We start from the raw sequence: 17,813 nt of genomic DNA on the forward strand, positions 1-17,813 counted from the left end.
GTGATCGGCCTTGCGCTCACCGCAACAGACCTGATTAGGAGAATCATCATGGCTTTCGAATTGCCGCCGCTGCCCTACGCACACGATGCCCTGCAGCCGCACATCTCCAAGGAAACCCTGGAGTTCCACCACGACAAGCACCACAACACCTACGTCGTGAACCTGAACAACCTGGTGCCAGGCACCGAGTTTGAAGGCAAGACCCTGGAAGAGATCGTCAAGACTTCCTCGGGCGGCATCTTCAACAACGCCGCTCAGGTCTGGAACCACACCTTCTACTGGAACTGCCTGGCGCCAAACGCTGGCGGTCAGCCAACCGGCGCACTGGCAGATGCCATCAACGCAGCGTTCGGTTCGTTCGACAAGTTCAAGGAAGAATTCAGCAAAACCTCGATCGGCACCTTCGGTTCCGGCTGGGGCTGGCTGGTGAAAAAGGCTGACGGTTCCCTGGCCCTGGCCAGCACCATCGGCGCCGGCAACCCGCTGACCAGCGGCGACACCCCGCTGCTGACCTGCGACGTCTGGGAACACGCTTACTACATCGACTACCGCAACCTGCGTCCGAAGTACGTTGAAGCGTTCTGGAACCTGGTCAACTGGAAGTTCGTGGCCGAGCAGTTCGAAGGCAAGACCTTCACCGCTTAAGCTGCGCGCCAGACAGGAAACCCGGCTTCGGCCGGGTTTTTTTATGCCTTGCGCATGGCGTTTGTCGCACGGCAAAAACAGCTTCGCGCCGTTTGCTGCCAGCCGACAGCCGACTACCATCAGAGACAGGAAAAAATCTTTGACCCGGTGCTCAAGTTGCGGGCCACTGCAACCGACACAGTAATTCAGAGCTATTACTCAAATGACGACATCGCGGCCAGGATACCGGCGAATTTTCCCGTGCCTGATTGTCCCTTTGACTGCCAACCCGGGATTGCCAATACTCATGGCAACTTGACGCTACCCGCACGGAACAAGGAATAACCCTTTGAAGCTGGAACTCAAGAACAGCTTGTCGGTGAAGTTGCTCCGGGTCGTGCTCCTGTCGGCATTGATCGTAGGCGTAGTCTTGAGCTGCGCGCAGATTGTCTTCGATGCCTACAAGACCCGTCAGGCGGTGGCCGGTGACGCCGAGCGGATCCTCGACATGTTCCGCGATCCTTCGACCCAGGCGGTCTATAGCCTGGACCGGGAAATGGGCATGCAGGTGATCGAGGGGCTGTTCCAGGACGACGCCGTGCGCCAGGCCTCGATCGGCCACCCCAATGAAGCGATGCTCGCGCAGAAATCCCGCGAATTGCAGCATTCCAACAGCCGTTGGCTGACCGACCTGATTCTCGGTCAGGAACGCACCTTCACCACGCAATTGGTCGGCCGTGGCCCCTACAGCGAATACTACGGCGACCTGAGCATCACCCTCGACACCGCAACCTATGGCGAAGGTTTCATTGTCAGCTCGGTGATCATCTTCATTTCCGGCGTACTGCGCGCACTGGCCATGGGACTGGTGCTGTATCTGGTCTATCACTGGCTGCTGACCAAACCGCTGTCGCGGATCATCGAACACCTTACCGAGATCAACCCGGATCGTCCCAGCGAGCACAAGATTCCGCAGCTCAAGGGCCACGAAAAAAACGAGCTGGGCCTGTGGATCAACACCGCCAACCAGTTGCTCGAGTCCATCGAGCGCAACACCCACCTGCGCCACGAAGCAGAAAACAGCCTGCTGCGCATGGCCCAGTACGACTTCCTGACCGGTCTGCCGAACCGCCAGCAATTGCAGCAGCAACTGGACAAGATTCTCGTCGATGCCGGCAAGTTGCAGCGCCGCGTCGCGGTGTTGTGCGTCGGCCTGGATGATTTCAAAGGCATTAACGAACAATTCAGCTACCAGACCGGCGACCAGTTGCTGCTGGCCCTGGCCGATCGCTTGCGCGCCCACAGCGGTCGCCTCGGCGCCCTGGCCCGCCTGGGCGGCGATCAGTTTGCGCTGGTGCAGGCCGACATCGAACAACCTTACGAAGCAGCGGAACTGGCGCAGAGCATTCTCGATGACCTGGAGGCGCCCTTCGCCCTCGACGATCAGGAAATCCGCCTGCGCGCGACCATCGGCATCACCCTGTTCCCGGAGGACGGCGACAGCACCGAGAAGCTGTTGCAGAAAGCCGAGCAGACCATGACCCTGGCCAAGACCCGCTCGCGCAACCGCTATCAGTTCTACATCGCCAGCGTCGACAGCGAGATGCGCCGCCGTCGCGAGCTGGAAAAAGACCTGCGTGATGCGCTGATCCGCGACCAGTTCTACCTGGTCTATCAGCCGCAGATCAGTTATCGCGATCATCGCGTGGTGGGTGTCGAAGCGCTGATTCGCTGGCAGCACCCCGAACACGGCCTGGTGCCGCCGGACCTGTTCATTCCGCTGGCGGAACAGAACGGCACGATCATCGCCATCGGCGAGTGGGTGCTCGACCAGGCCTGCAAGCAATTGCGCGAGTGGCATGATCAGGGGTTCGTCGATTTGCGTATGGCGGTCAACCTGTCGACCGTGCAACTGCACCATGCCGAGCTGCCGCGGGTGGTCAACAACCTGCTGCAGATGTACCGCCTGCCGCCGCGCAGTCTGGAACTGGAAGTCACCGAAACCGGCCTGATGGAAGACATCACCACCGCCGCCCAGCATCTGCTCAGCCTGCGCCGCTCCGGCGCGCTGATTGCGATCGACGACTTCGGCACCGGCTATTCATCCCTCAGCTATCTGAAAAGCCTGCCGCTGGACAAGATCAAGATCGACAAGAGCTTCGTCCAGGATCTGCTGGATGACGACGATGACGCCACCATCGTTCGCGCGATCATTCAACTGGGCAAGAGCCTGGGCATGCAGGTGATTGCCGAAGGCGTGGAAACCGCCGAGCAGGAAACCTACATCATTTCCGAGGGTTGCCACGAAGGTCAGGGCTACCACTACAGCAAACCGCTGCCGGCGCGGGAGCTGGGCATCTACCTCAAGCAGGCGCAACGCAGCAATGCGGCGATTCTTTAAAGATCAAAAGATCGCAGCCTCGTTGCACTCGTCAGCTCCTACAGTGCAACGAGGCTGCGATCTTTTGATCTTCATGCGCAAATAAGAAATATTTCCACCCACGCCTTTACACATAATGCGAAAGATTTGCATTATGTCGCAGTTTTGCGCGCCCCCGGCGCCAGTCCACTCAACTACCGAAGCAGGATGTTCGCCATGATTCGTATGCCTCTGGCTACCGCCAGTCTGCTGGCCATCGCTATTTCCCTCGCCGGTTGCGGCGAAGGCAAGGACAAAGAAAAAGCCTCCGAAATGACTCCGGCTTCCAGCAGCGCTGCTCCAGCCCCGGCGCCGGCCGCTGCCCCTGCTCCTGCTGCCGGTAAAGTTGACGATGCCGCCGCCAAGGCTGTGGTCGCGCACTACGCCGACATGGTCTTCGCCGTTTACAGCGATGCCGAATCCACCGCGAAAACCCTGCAAACCGCCGTCGACGCGTTCCTCGCCAAGCCGAACGCCGACACCCTGAAAGCCGCCAAGGCTGCCTGGGTTGCCGCGCGCGTGCCGTACCTGCAGAGCGAAGTGTTCCGCTTCGGCAACACCATCATTGACGACTGGGAAGGTCAGGTTAACGCCTGGCCGCTGGACGAAGGCCTGATCGACTACGTCGACAAATCCTACGAGCACGCACTGGGCAACCCGGGCGCCACCGCCAATATCATCGCCAACACCGAAGTTCAGGTCGGCGAAGACAAGGTCGACGTGAAAGAGATCACCCCGGAAAAACTCGCCAGCCTCAATGAGCTGGGCGGTTCCGAAGCCAACGTTGCGACTGGCTACCACGCGATCGAATTCCTGCTCTGGGGCCAGGACCTCAACGGTACCGGCCCGGGCGCTGGCAACCGTCCGGCCTCGGACTACCTGGAAGGCGCTGGCGCCACCGGCGGTCACAACGAGCGTCGTCGTGCCTACCTGAAAGCCGTGACCCAACTGCTGGTCAGCGATCTGGAAGAAATGGTCGGCAACTGGAAGCCGAACGTGGCCGACAACTACCGCGCCACACTGGAAGCCGAGCCAGGCGAAACCGGCCTGCGCAAAATGCTCTTCGGCATGGGCAGCCTGTCCCTGGGTGAACTGGCGGGCGAGCGCATGAAGGTTTCCCTGGAAGCCAACTCCCCTGAAGACGAGCAGGATTGCTTCAGCGACAACACCCACTACTCGCACTTCTACGATGCCAAAGGCGTGCGTAACGTTTATCTGGGCGAGTACACCCGGGTTGACGGCACCAAGCTGACCGGCGCCAGCCTGTCGTCGCTGGTGGCCAAGGCCGACCCGGCCGCCGACAGCGCACTGAAAGCCGATCTGGCCGCGACCGAAGCGAAAATCCAGGTCATGGTCGATCACGCCAACAAGGGTGAGCACTACGACCAGTTGATCGCCGCCGGCAACACCGCTGGCAACCAGGTTGTTCGCGACGCCATCGCCGCGCTGGTCAAGCAGACCGGTTCGATCGAAGCCGCTGCCGGCAAACTGGGCATCAGCGACCTGAACCCGGACAACGCCGATCACGAGTTCTGATCACCGCGTCCGCGTCAAAAAGAGGCGCCCTTCGGGTCGCCTTTTTCATACCTGGCACACCGCTGTTCCTGTGGGAGCGAGCCTGCTCGCGAAGGCTTAATCCGGCGCGGCATTTTCAGCGCGTCGGGCGTCGCTTTCGCGAGCAGGCTCGCTCCCACAGTGTTGGCATGCGCTTCAAGGCTTGCGCTGTATCAAGCAAACGATAATTCCTCTTATTCAAACTCCCCTGCCCTGTTAGACTTTGCGCCTTTGTTTTCGCCCGTTTGCAGGATGTCTGATGCCGTCGTTGCCGCTTCGCTTGTCCGCACTGTTGCTGGCCCTGGGCCTGAGTGCCTGCGATGACGCCCCGCGTTTCACCAAAGCCGAGCCGGGTGAAGCGCGATCGGGCGGTGCGGCGACCGTGCGCAAGAGTGATCAGAACGCGTTCTCCCTGCCATCGGCCAACCTGCCGCCGTCGCGGCGGGTGGATTTCAGTGTCGGCAACAGCTTCTTCCGCAGCCCGTGGGTGATTGCGCCGTCGACCACCACGGCGCGCGACGGCCTCGGCCCGTTGTTCAATACCAACGCCTGCCAGAACTGCCACATCAAGGACGGTCGCGGTCATCCTCCGTCCCCCGATGCGACCAATGCGGTATCGATGCTGGTGCGCCTGTCGATTCCCGACGCGCCGCCCTACGCCAAAATCATCGAACAGCTCGGCGTGGTGCCGGAGCCGGTGTATGGCGGGCAGTTCCAGGACATGGCCGTGCCCGGCGTCGCCCCGGAAGGCAAGGTGCGCGTCGACTACACGCCAGTGCCCGTACGGTTCAAGGACGGCACGCAAGTGGAGTTGCGCAAACCGACCCTGCAGATCACTCAACTCGGTTACGGCCCGATGCATCCGGACACGCGTTTTTCCGCGCGGGTGGCACCGCCGATGATTGGTCTGGGCCTGCTCGAAGCGATCCCCGAAGAGGCGATCCTCGCCAACGCCGCCGCCCAGGTGAAAGAGAACAACGGCATCAATGGCCGGCCCAACCGGGTTTGGGATGACCAGTTGCAGAAAACCGTGATCGGCCGGTTCGGCTGGAAAGCCGGGCAGCCGAATCTCAACCAGCAGAATGTTCACGCGTTCTCCGGTGACATGGGCCTGACCACCAGCCTGCGGCCTTTCGACGACTGCACCGAGGCGCAGACCGCCTGCAAACAGGCGCCGAACGGCAATGGCCCGGACGGCGAACCGGAAGTCAGCGACAACATCCTGCGTCTGGTGCTGTTCTACAGCCGCAATCTGGCAGTGCCGGCGCGCCGTGGCGTCAACGACCCACAGGTGATGGCCGGCAAGAACCTGTTTTTCCAGGCCGGTTGCCAGTCGTGCCACACGCCCAAATACACCACCGCCGCCAACGCCGCCGAACCTGAGCTGGCCAATCAAGTGATTCGTCCGTACAGCGATTTGCTCCTGCACGACATGGGCGAAGGACTGGCGGACAACCGCACGGAATTTCAGGCCTCCGGCCGCGACTGGCGCACGCCGCCGTTGTGGGGGATTGGTCTGACGCAAGCGGTCAGCGGTCACACGCAGTTTTTGCACGACGGCCGCGCTCGCAACCTGCTCGAAGCGGTGCTCTGGCATGGCGGCGAAGCGACGGCTGCGCAGCAACAGGTTTTGTCTTTCAATGCCGAGCAGCGCGCTGCGTTGCTGGCATTTCTGAACTCACTTTAAATACTGAAAACGCATCGGGAGCCCGACATGTTCCGTCCCAAGTTACTGTTCACCAGCCTTGCCGCGCTCGCCCTCGGCGCCTGCTCGCCGCAGGATCCGCAAGCGGTCACCTCGGCGGCAATCGCCAAATCGGTGATCCTGCCGACCTACACCCGCTGGGTCGAAGCCGACCGGCAACTGGCGGTCAGCGCCCTCGCCTACTGCCAGGGCAAGGAAAGCCTGGAAACCGCCCGCGCCGATTTTCTCCACGCGCAGAAAGCCTGGGCCGAGCTGCAACCGCTACTGATCGGCCCGCTGGCCGAGGGCAATCGTTCGTGGCAAGTGCAGTTCTGGCCGGACAAGAAAAACCTCGTCGGCCGTCAGGTCGAGCAACTGGTCGTCGCCCAGCCGCAGATCGATGCCGCCGCGCTGGCCAAATCCAGCGTCGTGGTGCAAGGCCTGTCGGCTTACGAATACATCCTTTTTGACGCCAAGCCTGACGTCGCCAACGATGCGCAGAAAGCCAAGTACTGCCCGCTGTTGATCGCCATCGGCGAACGCCAGAAGCAACTGGCCGAGGAGATCCTGCAGGGCTGGAACAACACCGACGGCATGCTCGCGCAGATGAGCAAGTTCCCCAACCAGCGCTACGCCGACTCCCACGAAGCGATTGCCGATCTGCTACGCGTACAAGTCACTGCACTGGATACCCTGAAGAAAAAACTCGGTACGCCGATGGGCCGTCAGAGCAAAGGCGTGCCGCAGCCGTTCCAGGCGGATGCGTGGCGCAGCCAGTCGTCGCTGACCGCACTGGAAGCCAGCCTTGCCGCGGCCAAAACCGTTTGGGAAGGCGTCGACAACAAAGGCCTGCGCGGGCTGTTGCCAGCCGAGCAGAAACCCCTGGCGGACAAGATCGACGCCGCGTACGCCGCCTCGCTGAAGCTGTTCGACAGCACTCAGCGCTCGCTCGGCGAAATGCTCGAGGACGACGCCGGTCGCCAGCAACTCAACGATATCTACGACAGCCTCAACGTCGTCCATCGCCTGCATGAAGGCGAGCTGGCCAAGGCGCTGGGCATCCAACTGGGCTTCAATGCCAACGACGGTGACTGATGAGGGCGAGTGCCATGCTGCGACGTCAGGTTCTGACTTTAGGTAGTGCACTGCTGGGAGCAGTGACGCTGGGCGGCTGGACGCTGTTCAAACGCAAGGATCAGAGCCCGTTGCTGTTGTCGGCGCGCGATGACAGCGACGGCAAGCATTACGCCGTCGGTTATCGGCTCGACGGCACGCGGGTGTTCGCCACCCAGGTCGGTCAGCGATGCCACGACATCATCAATCATCCGACGCAGCCGCTGGCGCTGTTCGTTGCGCGGCGTCCGGGTACCGAGAGTTACCTGATCGATCTGCGCGACGGCAAGTTGCTGCAGACAGTGACGTCGCAACCGAACCGGCATTTTTACGGCCACGCCGTGGTGCACAAGGACGGCGAATACCTCTACGCCACCGAGAACGACACCACCGATCCCGGCCGTGGCCTGCTCGGCGTGTACAAGTTCGAGGGCGAGCGACTGGTGCACACGGGCGAGATCTCCACCCACGGCCTCGGCCCGCATCAAGTGTCGTGGATGCCCGATGGCGAGACGCTGGTGGTGGCCAATGGCGGGATTCGTACCGAGGCGGAAAGCCGCGTCGACATGAACCTCAACGCCATGGAGCCGAGCCTGGTGCTGATGCAGCGCGACGGCACGTTGCTGAGCAAGGAAACCCTCGCCCAGCAGATGAACAGCGTGCGCCACCTGGGCATCGCCAGCGATGGCACCATCGTCGCCGGCCAGCAATTCATGGGGCCGTCCCACGAGCGCTCGGAGCTGCTGGCGATCAAACGGCCGGGGCAACCGTTCGTGGCGTTCCCGGTGGCCGAGCAACAGTTGCAGGCGATGGGGCACTACACCGCCAGCGTCGCGGTGCACAGCGATCTGCGTCTGGTCGCGTTGACCGCGCCGCGTGGCAACCGCTTCTTTATCTGGGATCTGGACAGCGGCGAACTGCGCCTCGACGCGCCGTTGCCTGATTGCGCAGGCGTCGGTGCGGTGAAGGATGGCTTTGTCGTGACCTCGGGTCAGGGCCGTTGCCGCTACTACGATTGCCGCCAGGAACAACTGCTGGCCAAGCCGCTGGAATTGCCGGCGGGGCTCTGGGATAACCATCTCCATCTGATGGCCTAGAGCCGTTGAAAAGATCGCAGCCTTCGGCAGCTCCTACTTTGGAATGCAATCCCCTGTAGGAGCTGCCGAAGGCTGCGATCTTTTGCTTCACCCTGTAATAACTGCCAGTTGGAATCCCCCCTGTACTCGGAGTAATGTGCCCGCCTGTCTCATGATTTATCCAAGGAACTGGACATATGCTGCGTCGCCGCATGCTGATCATGTTGGGTGTTGTTTTGCTGCTCGTCCTGGTGCTGGGCGGATACAAGGCCTTTTCGATCTACACGATGATCCAGGGCTTTTCCAAACCGAAACCACCCATCAGCGTCGCCGTGGCCACGGCCGGCGAACAGCCGTGGCAGATGCGTTTGCCCACTGTCGGTTCGCTCAAGGCGCTGCAAGGCGTTGACCTGAGCCTGGAAGTCGCCGGCACCGTCACTGAACTCAAATTCGAATCCGGGCAGAAGGTCAAGGCCGGCCAACCGTTGTTGCAACTCGACAGCGCCGTGGAAACCGCCCTGCTGGAAACCGCCCGCGCCGATCTCGGCCTGGCGCAACTGGATTTCGGCCGTGGCGCGCAACTGGTCGACAGCCGCGCGATCTCCAAAGGCGAATACGACCGCCTCTCCGCCGTGCTGCAAAAGAACAAGGCCACGGTCAATCAGCTCAACGCGTCACTGGCGAAAAAGCGCATCCTCGCGCCATTCAGCGGCACCATCGGCATCCGTCAGGTCGACGTCGGCGACTACCTCGCCAGCGGCACCAAAATCGCCACGCTGCAAGACTTGAGCAGCCTCTACGCCGACTTCTACGTACCGGAACAAGCGGTGCCGAAACTCGCCATAGGCCAGCCCGTGCAGTTCACCGTTGCCGCTTACCCGGGGCAGAACTTTACCGGCAAGATCAGCGCGATCAACCCGATCGTCGAAAGCACCACGCGCAACATCCTCGTCCGCGCCACCCTGGCCAACCCCGACGGCAAGCTGTTGCCGGGGATGTTCGCCAGCCTTGAGGTGCTGCTGCCCGATCCGCAGAAACACATCGTGGTGCCGGAGAGCGCGATCACCTACACCCTGTACGGCAACTCGGTGTACGTGGTCGGGCAGAAAAAAGCCGAGGACGGCAGCGTCGCCAAGGATGACAACGGCCAACCGCTGCTGATCGCCGAACGTCGTTTCGTCGAGACCGGTGAACGCCGTGATGGCCTGGTGATGATCAACAAGGGCGTGCAGAGCGGCGAACAGGTGGTGACGGCTGGCCAGATCAAACTGGACAACGGCGCCCACATCGCCATCAGCGACGACAAGACCCTCGGCGAGCAGAACAGTCCGCCTCGCGCCGACTGATCAAGGAATCCCCATGGCTTTTACCGATCCGTTCATCCGCCGCCCGGTGCTCGCCACCGTGGTCAGCCTGCTGATTGTGCTGCTGGGCTTCCAGGCCTGGAGCAAGCTGCCGCTGCGCCAGTACCCGCAAATGGAAAACGCCCTGATCACGGTGACCACGGCTTACCCCGGGGCCAACGCCGAGACCATTCAGGGCTACATCACCCAACCGATGCAACAGAGCCTGGCCAGCGCCGAGGGCATCGACTACATGACCTCGGTCAGCCGGCAGAACTTCTCGGTGATCTCGATTTACGCGCGCATTGGCGCCAACACCGACCGCTTGTTCACCGAGTTGCTGGCCAAGGCCAACGAGGTCAAGAACAAGCTGCCGCAGGACGCTGAAGACCCGGTGCTGAGCAAGGAATCTGCCGACGCTTCGGCGCTGATGTACATCAGCTTCTTCAGCAAGGACCTGAGCAACCCGCAGATCACCGACTACCTGTCGCGGGTCATCCAGCCGAAACTGGCGACGCTGCCGGGCATGGCCGAAGCGGAGATTCTTGGCAATCAGGTATTCGCCATGCGCCTGTGGCTCGACCCGGTGAAGCTCGCCGGCTTCGCCCTCAGCGCCGCCGACGTCACCGCCGCGGTGCGTCAGTACAACTTCCTCTCCGCCGCCGGTGAGGTGAAAGGCGAGTACACCGTCACCAGCATTAATGCCAACACCGAACTGAAATCCGCCGAAGCCTTCGCGGCGATTCCGCTCAAGGTCGACGGCGACAGCCGCGTGCTGCTGCGCGATGTCGCGCGGGTGGAAATGGGCGCGGAAAACTACGACTCGATCAGTTCGTTCGGCGGCACGCCGTCGGTGTACATCGGCATCAAGGCCACGCCGGGGGCCAACCCGCTGGACGTGATCAGGGAAGTGCGCAAGCTGATGCCCGAGCTGGAAGCGCAGCTGCCACCGAACCTGAAAAGCGAAATCGCCTACGACGCCACACTGTTCATTCAAGCCTCGATCGATGAGGTGGTGAAAACCCTGTTCGAAGCGGTACTGATCGTCATCGTCGTGGTGTTCCTGTTCCTCGGCGCACTGCGCTCGGTGGTGATCCCGGTGGTGACCATCCCGCTGTCGATGATCGGCGTGATGTTCTTCATGCAGATGATGGGTTACTCGATGAACCTGCTGACGCTGCTGGCAATGGTGCTGGCCATCGGTCTGGTGGTGGACGATGCGATCGTCGTGGTGGAAAACATCCACCGGCACATCGAAGAAGGCAAGACGCCCTTCGATGCTGCCCTGGAAGGTGCGCGCGAGATCGCCATGCCGGTGGTGTCGATGACCATCACCCTGGCGGCGGTGTACGCGCCGATCGGTTTTCTCACCGGGCTGACCGGAGCACTGTTCAAGGAGTTCGCCCTGACCCTGGCCGGCGCAGTGGTGATTTCCGGCGTCGTCGCCCTGACCCTGTCGCCGATGATGTGCGCGTTTCTGCTGCGTCACGAAGAGAATCCCAGCGGACTGGCCCATCGTCTCGACCGGGTTTTCGAAGGCCTCAAGCGTCGTTATCAGAGCATGCTGCACGGCACGCTCAATACCCGGCCGGTGGTGCTGGTATTCGCGGTGATCGTGCTGTGCCTGATTCCGGTGTTCCTCAAGTTCACCAAGTCGGAACTGGCCCCGGACGAGGACCAGGGCATCATTTTCATGATGGCCAGCGCGCCGCAGCCGACCAACCTCGACTACCTGAGCACCTACACCGACCAATTCATCACCATCTTCAAAGAGTTCCCGGAGTACTACTCTTCGTTCCAGATCAACGGCTACAACGGCGTGCAGGCCGGCATCGGCGGTTTCCTGCTCAAGCCATGGAACGAGCGCAGCCGCACGCAGATGGAAATCCTCCCCGAGGTGCAGAGCAAACTGGAGAGCATTCCCGGCTTGCAGATCTTCGGCTTCAACCTGCCCTCCCTGCCCGGCACCGGTGAAGGGTTGCCGTTCGAATTCGTGGTCAACACCGCCAATGACTACGAGTTGCTGCTGCAAGTTGCCGAGCGCATCGAGAAGCGCGCCATGGAGTCGGGCAAGTTCGCCTTCGTCGACCTCGATCTGGCGTTCGACAAACCGGAAGTGGTGGTCGATATCGACCGCGACAAGGCTGCGCAGATGGGCGTATCGATGCTCGATCTGGGCGGCACGCTGGCGACCTTGCTTGGCGAGGCGGAGATCAACCGCTTCACCATCGACGGGCGCAGCTACAAGGTCATCGCCCAGGTCGAACGGGCCTACCGCGACAACCCGGACTGGCTGAACAACTACTACGTGAAAAACACTCAGGGCGAATTGTTGCCACTGTCGACCTTGATCAAGGTCAGCGACCGCGCACGACCGCGCCAGCTCAACCAGTTCCAGCAGCTCAACGCGGCGAAGATTTCCGGTTTCCCGCTGGTGAGCATGGGCGAAGCCATCGATACCGTGCTGCAGATCGCCCGTGAAGAAGCACCGGCAGGATTTGCCTTCGATTACGGCGGCGCCTCGCGCCAGTACGTGCAGGAAGGCAGTGCCTTGTGGGTCACGTTCGCCCTGGCGTTGGCGATCATCTTTCTGGTGCTGGCCGCGCAGTTCGAGAGCTTCCGTGATCCGCTGGTGATTCTGGTGACGGTGCCGCTGTCGATTTGCGGCGCACTGATTCCGCTGTTCCTTGGCTGGTCGAGCATGAACATCTACACCCAGGTCGGGCTAGTGACGTTGATCGGCCTGATCAGCAAGCACGGCATCCTGATCGTCGAGTTCGCCAACCAGTTGCGCAAGGACAAGGGCCTGACTGCCCGCGAAGCCGTGGAGGAAGCGGCGGCGATTCGCTTGCGTCCGGTACTGATGACCACGGCGGCGATGGTGTTCGGCATGGTGCCGCTGATTCTGGCGACAGGGGCGGGAGCGGTCAGCCGGTTTGATATCGGCATGGTGATTGCCACGGGGATGTCGATTGGCACGTTGTTTACGTTGTTCGTGCTGCCGTGTGTCTACACCTTCCTGGCGAAACCGGATCCCAAACCCACCACATAGCTCCTTGTAGGAGTGAGCCTGCTCGCGATAGCGGTATGTCAGTTTCCATAATGTTGACTGACACACCGTTATCGCGAGCAGGCTCACTCCTACAGGGGGAGCGGTGTGTAAAAAAAAGGCCTCGCATTTGCGAGGCCTTTTATTTGGGCTTCATTCGTTTCAACTGGCTGGCCTCATTCCCTGGGACAGTCCGAACATGAACAACAACAAATCATGATCGGGCTGGGTCGCCACGGAGGCCTTGGCCACCCGTGGAACCGAACAGAAAGCGTCGTTCCCGGACGCTCCTATGACCTGCATGCGCGGCTGCTCCCAGGCAGCCACCGCCAGTGAAGCAACTGCCAAGGCCCCAACCAGGAACAAACCTCGTGCAATTTCGAGTTTCATCGCTATAAACCTTTGATAGCGCTGCCAAACGCCGTCTCATAAAAGTAGACGAGTTTTTTCCAGTCGGCATCGCGGAACGACGAATGGCGACGCAGCTGCTTCATGTCATGCTGCGCGGCGCGATAGGCGGTCAGGCGCTGGCGGCACTTCTCCAGATCGATCAGCGCCACTTCAACCTGCGCCGCTTCGCCTTCACCGATCACCCGCACGAACACGTGCTTGATGTAGATGCAGCTGTGCTGCCAGCGACCCTTGTGCATGCGCGCCAGGTTCTCGGCGAGGTCCTTGAGGACACGCTCGTAAACCACGTCGCCACATTGATCGCGGCCACCAGCAGCGGCCAGCCAGTGTTCCAGTTCCTGAAAGCCGTCGAGCGATCTGGTGACAAGCAGGGCCCGCCACTTGTGCTGCGGATCCGGTTGAGCGCCGCAAAAAACGATCTGCGGAACCCGCACACCGAGCTTGCTCACGCCGGTCAGTGCATCGAGTTCACGCAATACGGTCGGGCGACCGAACGGGTGCAACCAGCTGCGATAGATGTGCCCGGTCTGGCGCTTGGCGTACAGCAACTGGCCGTCACGGCCGACGATACGCTGCACACCACTTTCACCGCCGCGGCGCACGTTGGGCTCTTCAACCCATTCGCCGCGCTGGGCCCAGTAATAATCGAAACCATCCTGTGGAGCGACACCCGCTCCAACCGCTGCTTGCACTGCCATCCTCTACCTCTTGCGTAATACGTAAACCCGCCACATCGCATAGAGCGGTATAAAGTCCAGTTGTTCCTGAATGCGGAAACCCGCCTGTTCAAATTCTTTCTCGATCGTCGTTGCCGGAATCAGAAAGCGATTCTGGTAATCGCGATTTGGCCGGTCCAGCTCAGCACGTTTGCGCTTCCAGGCTTTGAAGTTGCCGTCGACCCACAATGAAACAATCACGCTGTCACGGGTGACCCGCTCGAATTCACGCAGGATCACCTTGCGGTGCTCGGCTTCACCGATATGGTGAAGAAGGCGCATGCAGAAGATGCTGTCGACCGCGTTATCCGGCAGCGCAATATCGAACGCCGAGGTGTGCAGCGGTTGTACGCGCTTGACCACCTCGGCCGGCTGACCTTGCAGCGCCGTATTGATCATCGACTCGGAATTGTCCGCACCGATAATTACCCGATTGGGCTTTTCCGCGAGCATCGGCCAGAAGCGCCCTGCACCGCAGGGCAGGTCCAGCACCAGCCCGGGATCCCCCGCCAGCGCCAGGGCCTTGCGCCCCAATTGCTCGTCGCGCCAGTGCGACAGGCGGCGGCCAAGGCTCTCCTTGTGCTTGCGCAGGTAGCGTTGTGCGTGTTGGTCGTCGTACTTTTCGGAAAAATCGAGCTTGATCGGGCCGGCCATCGTCTGGACTCCTGAGTTCTGATGACGTCACCTTAGGCAGCGACGTGTCAGCGTCAGGTCATCCAATTGTGAAAATTCTGTCAGGTAAATCTGCAAAGTATTACAACGTTATACAGGATTTAGACAGGTGGGCGGGAGTAGGCTCGAGACACTATTTGCCTGCATTCACGCCAAGATCTACCTCGAATCGGCAGCCATTGGGCTCCATTGTGCTCAGGCTGACCGTCCAGCCCTGGTTTTCGCAGATGCGCTGCACCAGCGATAACCCCAGGCCCAGACCCTCGCCCCGCTTCTCGCTGCCGCGCACAAATGGCTCGAACATCGCCTCGCGTTTTTCCTCGGGAATGCCCACGCCCGAGTCCTCGACGGCGAAGCCGTTGGCGGTGAGGGTCAGGCGAATGAAACCCTGCTCGGTGTAATGCAGTGCATTGCGCAGCAAATTGCCCATCACCGCGTTGAGCAAGGTCGCGTTGTAACGGGTGTCTGGAGGGTTGCCTGCCTCGAACATCAGCGTCAGGCCCTTGCGCTCGATCGGCTCGCGCCACAGGCACAGCAGGCTTTCGGCCACTTGCGTGAGGTTCTGCTGCGGCGCGGCCCCGGCCTCTTCGTTCTGCGCGCGCGCCAGCGTCAGGAAGGTCTGCACCAGCTCGCGCATTTCCTCACTCGCGCGGGCGATACGCTCGACCTGGGCGCGACCGCGCTGATCGATGCCGGGGTTTTCCAACAGCAGTTCGCAGGAACTGGCGAGGACCATCAGCGGCGTGCGCAATTCATGGCTGACGTCGCTGGTGAACAGCCGCTCGCGGGTCAACGCCTGACGCAACCGGCCCAGCGTGGCATCGAACGCCACTGCCAGTTCACCGACTTCATCCGCGGCGTAATCCGGTGCCAGGGGTGGCGCCAGGCCGAGCAACTGATCGCGATGGCGCACCTGCCGGGCCAGCCGCACCACCGGCGCCATCACCTTGCGCGCGAGCACCCAGCCGAGAAACACCGCCAGCGCCAGACTGAGCACGAAGCCCACCAGCACCACGGCGAACAGCACGCGCTCGCGCTCTTCGAAATCGCTCTGATCCTGCAGGAGCACGTAGCGCCGGCCATCGACCACTTCGACCATGGCGTGATAGGACAGCTGCTCGCGAAACACTTCGTGGAAACCTGCATCGAGATGACGCAAATCCTTGGGCAGCTCGAAATCCCCGGGCCCGCCGCTGAAATAGAACAGCTGATCCGGCTCCGGGCGATGGCTCCAGTCCGAGACGTTGTCCATCAGCAGCAGGCGTTGCAGGTCGCCGCCCAGCCCTGCGGAAATCAGTTTCTCTTCCACCAGGTGCACCGTCGCCACGATGCCCATGGCGAAAGCGCCGGCCACCAGTGCGCTCATCAGCGCAAAGGCGATGATGATCCGCTGGGAAAGGCTCTGCTTAAACTCCATCTCGGCCCTCGGCCAAGCGATAACCGACACCGTGCACGGTGTGCAGCAGTGGCTTGGCGAATGGCTTGTCGATCACCTGGCGCAACTGGTGAACATGGCTGCGCAGGCTGTCGCTGTCCGGGCAGTCGTCGCCCCATAGCGCTTCTTCGAGAATCTCCCGACGCAGGACGTGCGGGCTCTTCTGCATCAGCACCGCGAGCAACTTGAGGCCGACCGGGTTGAGCTTGAGCAGCTTGCCTTCACGGGTCACTTCCAGGGTGTCGAGGTCGTAACTCAGATCACCGACCTGCAACGCGCGGCGACCGCCGCCCTGAGCACGGCGCATGACCGCTTCGACGCGCGCCGCCAGTTCGGACAGGGCGAACGGTTTGATCAGGTAATCGTCGGCACCGGACTTGAAGCCCTGCAGCCGATCGTCGAGTTGATCGCGCGCAGTGAGCATGATCACCGGAGTGTCGCGCCGGGCATCTTCACGCAGGCGTTTGCACAAGGTGTAGCCGTCGATGCCGGGCAGCATGATGTCGAGCACGATCAGGTCGTAATGCTCGGTTGCCGCCAGATGCAGACCGGACAGACCATCCTGGGCGCAATCGACGGTATAGCCTTTCATGCCCAGGTAATCGGCCAGATTGGCCAGGATGTCACGGTTGTCTTCGACCAGCAGAATTCGCATGGGCACCTCCTCCGAACGGGGTAATGGCCGTCTTGGCCCGCGCAGCTTACGGCCAAGTGTGGCTCAGGGCTAGGGGCCGTTGGATAAACCCGCGCATTGCGCTACCCGACGTTTTTTTCACTTTCGATTAACGAATCGCCAACGCCACCGCGCGCAGACTCCGCGCGATCTCGCTCTCTCCACTCCCTTCATCGACCAAGGAATCTGCCATGGTGTCGACCTCTGCCCTTCCCGCTTCAAGACCACTGAACGGGTGGTTGTGTCTGGGCATTCCCGCAGCGGCGGCGATCATTCTGCTGTTGCTGGAACTGACCGATCTGGACATGGTTCTGGCGCGAATGTTCTACGACCCGGTCGCCGGTGATTTCATCGGGCGGCACAGCTATTTTCTCGAAGACATCCTGCATGACCGGGCGAAACAGGTGGTGATCGGCTTCTCGGTATTTGCCATCCTCGGTTTCATCGGCGCGTTTTTCATCGAACGGCTGAAACCGTTCAAGCGTGAATTGGGCTGTCTGGTGCTATCGCTGGGACTGGCCACTTCGTTCGTCACTCCGGTCAAAGCCGTTACCGCGGTGCAGTGCCCATGGAGTCTGGAGCAATTCGGCGGCCACGAAACCTACAGCAAACTGATGGAGCATCGTCCCGCCACCGACAAGCCCGGACGTTGCTGGCCGGGTGGCCATGCGGCGACCGGGTTTACCTTGTTTGCGTTGTTCTTCGTGCTGCGCGACCGCCGTCCCCGGCTGGCACGGCTGGCGTTTGTATTTGCCTTCGCGCTGGGCTCGGTGTTCTCGATCAGCCGCATGATGCAGGGCGCGCACTTCTTTTCGCACAACGTATGGACGGCGATCTTCTGCTGGCTGATTTGTCTGGGGGCCTATTACTGGGTGCTTTATCGCCCGGCAGGCAAGACTTCGACGGTTTTGAATCCGCAGCCAATCAACGCCTGAAATACAAATCCAATGTAGGAGTGAGCCTGCTCGCGATAGCGGTGTGTCATTCAAATAGCCAGTGACTGACATACCGCTATCGCGAGCAGGCTCACTCCTACAGGGGGCG

General features: G+C 61.3%; 14 protein-coding genes. 9 read left to right on the forward strand and 5 right to left on the reverse strand.

The annotated features are described in order from the left end of the window. The first annotated feature begins 48 nt into the window (after positions 1 to 48). From QRN33_RS01000 to QRN33_RS01035, 8 genes are all read left to right on the forward strand, one after another. The gene (locus QRN33_RS01000) at positions 49 to 645 is read left to right on the forward strand and encodes a superoxide dismutase (RefSeq protein ID WP_016773431.1); all 597 of its coding nucleotides are present in this window, start codon (positions 49 to 51) and stop codon (positions 643 to 645) included. A gap of 328 nt (positions 646 to 973) precedes the next feature. Continuing rightward, on the forward strand, positions 974 to 3,025 hold the full coding sequence (locus tag QRN33_RS01005; RefSeq protein WP_042607344.1) for a putative bifunctional diguanylate cyclase/phosphodiesterase: 2,052 nt from the start codon (positions 974 to 976) through the stop codon (positions 3,023 to 3,025). 195 nt (positions 3,026 to 3,220) lie between these two features. Further along, on the forward strand, positions 3,221 to 4,579 hold the full coding sequence (locus QRN33_RS01010; RefSeq protein WP_285406186.1) for an imelysin family protein: 1,359 nt from the start codon (positions 3,221 to 3,223) through the stop codon (positions 4,577 to 4,579). A 277-nt stretch (positions 4,580 to 4,856) separates the two neighbouring features. Then, positions 4,857 to 6,284 (forward strand): di-heme oxidoreductase family protein, encoded by a 1,428-nt coding sequence (locus QRN33_RS01015; protein WP_285406188.1) that lies wholly within the window; start codon positions 4,857 to 4,859, stop codon positions 6,282 to 6,284. 27 nt (positions 6,285 to 6,311) lie between these two features. Then, on the forward strand, positions 6,312 to 7,376 hold the full coding sequence (locus tag QRN33_RS01020; protein WP_024014143.1) for an imelysin family protein: 1,065 nt from the start codon (positions 6,312 to 6,314) through the stop codon (positions 7,374 to 7,376). Between the two features lie 14 nt (positions 7,377 to 7,390). Beyond that, positions 7,391 to 8,491 (forward strand): DUF1513 domain-containing protein, encoded by a 1,101-nt coding sequence (locus QRN33_RS01025; protein WP_285406191.1) that lies wholly within the window; start codon positions 7,391 to 7,393, stop codon positions 8,489 to 8,491. 176 nt (positions 8,492 to 8,667) lie between these two features. Further along, the gene (locus QRN33_RS01030; protein WP_064365075.1) at positions 8,668 to 9,816 is read left to right on the forward strand and encodes an efflux RND transporter periplasmic adaptor subunit; all 1,149 of its coding nucleotides are present in this window, start codon (positions 8,668 to 8,670) and stop codon (positions 9,814 to 9,816) included. A 13-nt stretch (positions 9,817 to 9,829) separates the two neighbouring features. Continuing rightward, on the forward strand, positions 9,830 to 12,865 hold the full coding sequence (locus QRN33_RS01035) for a multidrug efflux RND transporter permease subunit (protein WP_285406194.1): 3,036 nt from the start codon (positions 9,830 to 9,832) through the stop codon (positions 12,863 to 12,865). Positions 12,866 to 13,024: 159 nt separating this feature from the next. Here QRN33_RS01035 and QRN33_RS01040 read toward each other — a convergent pair whose 3' ends face one another. From QRN33_RS01040 to colR, 5 genes are all read right to left on the reverse strand, one after another. Then, the gene (locus QRN33_RS01040; RefSeq protein ID WP_042607350.1) at positions 13,025 to 13,252 is read right to left on the reverse strand and encodes a hypothetical protein; all 228 of its coding nucleotides are present in this window, start codon (positions 13,250 to 13,252) and stop codon (positions 13,025 to 13,027) included. A 2-nt stretch (positions 13,253 to 13,254) separates the two neighbouring features. Further along, the gene (locus tag QRN33_RS01045; RefSeq protein ID WP_042607351.1) at positions 13,255 to 13,971 is read right to left on the reverse strand and encodes a lipopolysaccharide kinase InaA family protein; all 717 of its coding nucleotides are present in this window, start codon (positions 13,969 to 13,971) and stop codon (positions 13,255 to 13,257) included. A gap of 3 nt (positions 13,972 to 13,974) precedes the next feature. After that, entirely contained in the window at positions 13,975 to 14,643 is a 669-nt protein-coding gene (locus QRN33_RS01050; RefSeq protein ID WP_042607352.1) for a class I SAM-dependent methyltransferase, read from the reverse strand. A 151-nt stretch (positions 14,644 to 14,794) separates the two neighbouring features. Continuing rightward, on the reverse strand, positions 14,795 to 16,078 hold the full coding sequence (locus tag QRN33_RS01055) for a sensor histidine kinase (RefSeq protein ID WP_042607353.1): 1,284 nt from the start codon (positions 16,076 to 16,078) through the stop codon (positions 14,795 to 14,797). Beyond that, on the reverse strand, positions 16,068 to 16,751 hold the full coding sequence (colR, locus tag QRN33_RS01060; RefSeq protein WP_016773421.1) for a two-component system response regulator ColR: 684 nt from the start codon (positions 16,749 to 16,751) through the stop codon (positions 16,068 to 16,070). The genes QRN33_RS01055 and colR overlap by 11 nt, the downstream gene beginning before the upstream one ends. A 209-nt stretch (positions 16,752 to 16,960) precedes the next feature. On the opposite strand from colR, the gene QRN33_RS01065 reads away from it, so the two are divergent. After that, the gene (locus QRN33_RS01065; protein WP_083353479.1) at positions 16,961 to 17,704 is read left to right on the forward strand and encodes a phosphatase PAP2 family protein; all 744 of its coding nucleotides are present in this window, start codon (positions 16,961 to 16,963) and stop codon (positions 17,702 to 17,704) included. The last annotated feature ends 109 nt before the right edge of the window (positions 17,705 to 17,813 follow it).

The sequence above is a fragment of the Pseudomonas sp. FR229a genome (assembly GCF_030209115.1).
Lineage (GTDB): Bacteria > Pseudomonadota > Gammaproteobacteria > Pseudomonadales > Pseudomonadaceae > Aquipseudomonas > Aquipseudomonas moraviensis_A.

Coding starts and splice junctions, on each gene's coding strand:
- colR (WP_016773421.1), bottom strand. CDS start 16,751: ATGCGAATTCTGCTGGTCGAAGACAACCGTGACATCCTGGCCAATCTG.
- QRN33_RS01035 (WP_285406194.1), top strand. CDS start 9,830: ATGGCTTTTACCGATCCGTTCATCCGCCGCCCGGTGCTCGCCACCGTG.
- QRN33_RS01040 (WP_042607350.1), bottom strand. CDS start 13,252: ATGAAACTCGAAATTGCACGAGGTTTGTTCCTGGTTGGGGCCTTGGCA.
- QRN33_RS01015 (WP_285406188.1), top strand. CDS start 4,857: ATGCCGTCGTTGCCGCTTCGCTTGTCCGCACTGTTGCTGGCCCTGGGC.
- QRN33_RS01065 (WP_083353479.1), top strand. CDS start 16,961: ATGGTGTCGACCTCTGCCCTTCCCGCTTCAAGACCACTGAACGGGTGG.
- QRN33_RS01030 (WP_064365075.1), top strand. CDS start 8,668: ATGCTGCGTCGCCGCATGCTGATCATGTTGGGTGTTGTTTTGCTGCTC.
- QRN33_RS01020 (WP_024014143.1), top strand. CDS start 6,312: ATGTTCCGTCCCAAGTTACTGTTCACCAGCCTTGCCGCGCTCGCCCTC.
- QRN33_RS01055 (WP_042607353.1), bottom strand. CDS start 16,078: ATGGAGTTTAAGCAGAGCCTTTCCCAGCGGATCATCATCGCCTTTGCG.
- QRN33_RS01000 (WP_016773431.1), top strand. CDS start 49: ATGGCTTTCGAATTGCCGCCGCTGCCCTACGCACACGATGCCCTGCAG.
- QRN33_RS01045 (WP_042607351.1), bottom strand. CDS start 13,971: ATGGCAGTGCAAGCAGCGGTTGGAGCGGGTGTCGCTCCACAGGATGGT.
- QRN33_RS01050 (WP_042607352.1), bottom strand. CDS start 14,643: ATGGCCGGCCCGATCAAGCTCGATTTTTCCGAAAAGTACGACGACCAA.
- QRN33_RS01010 (WP_285406186.1), top strand. CDS start 3,221: ATGATTCGTATGCCTCTGGCTACCGCCAGTCTGCTGGCCATCGCTATT.
- QRN33_RS01025 (WP_285406191.1), top strand. CDS start 7,391: ATGCTGCGACGTCAGGTTCTGACTTTAGGTAGTGCACTGCTGGGAGCA.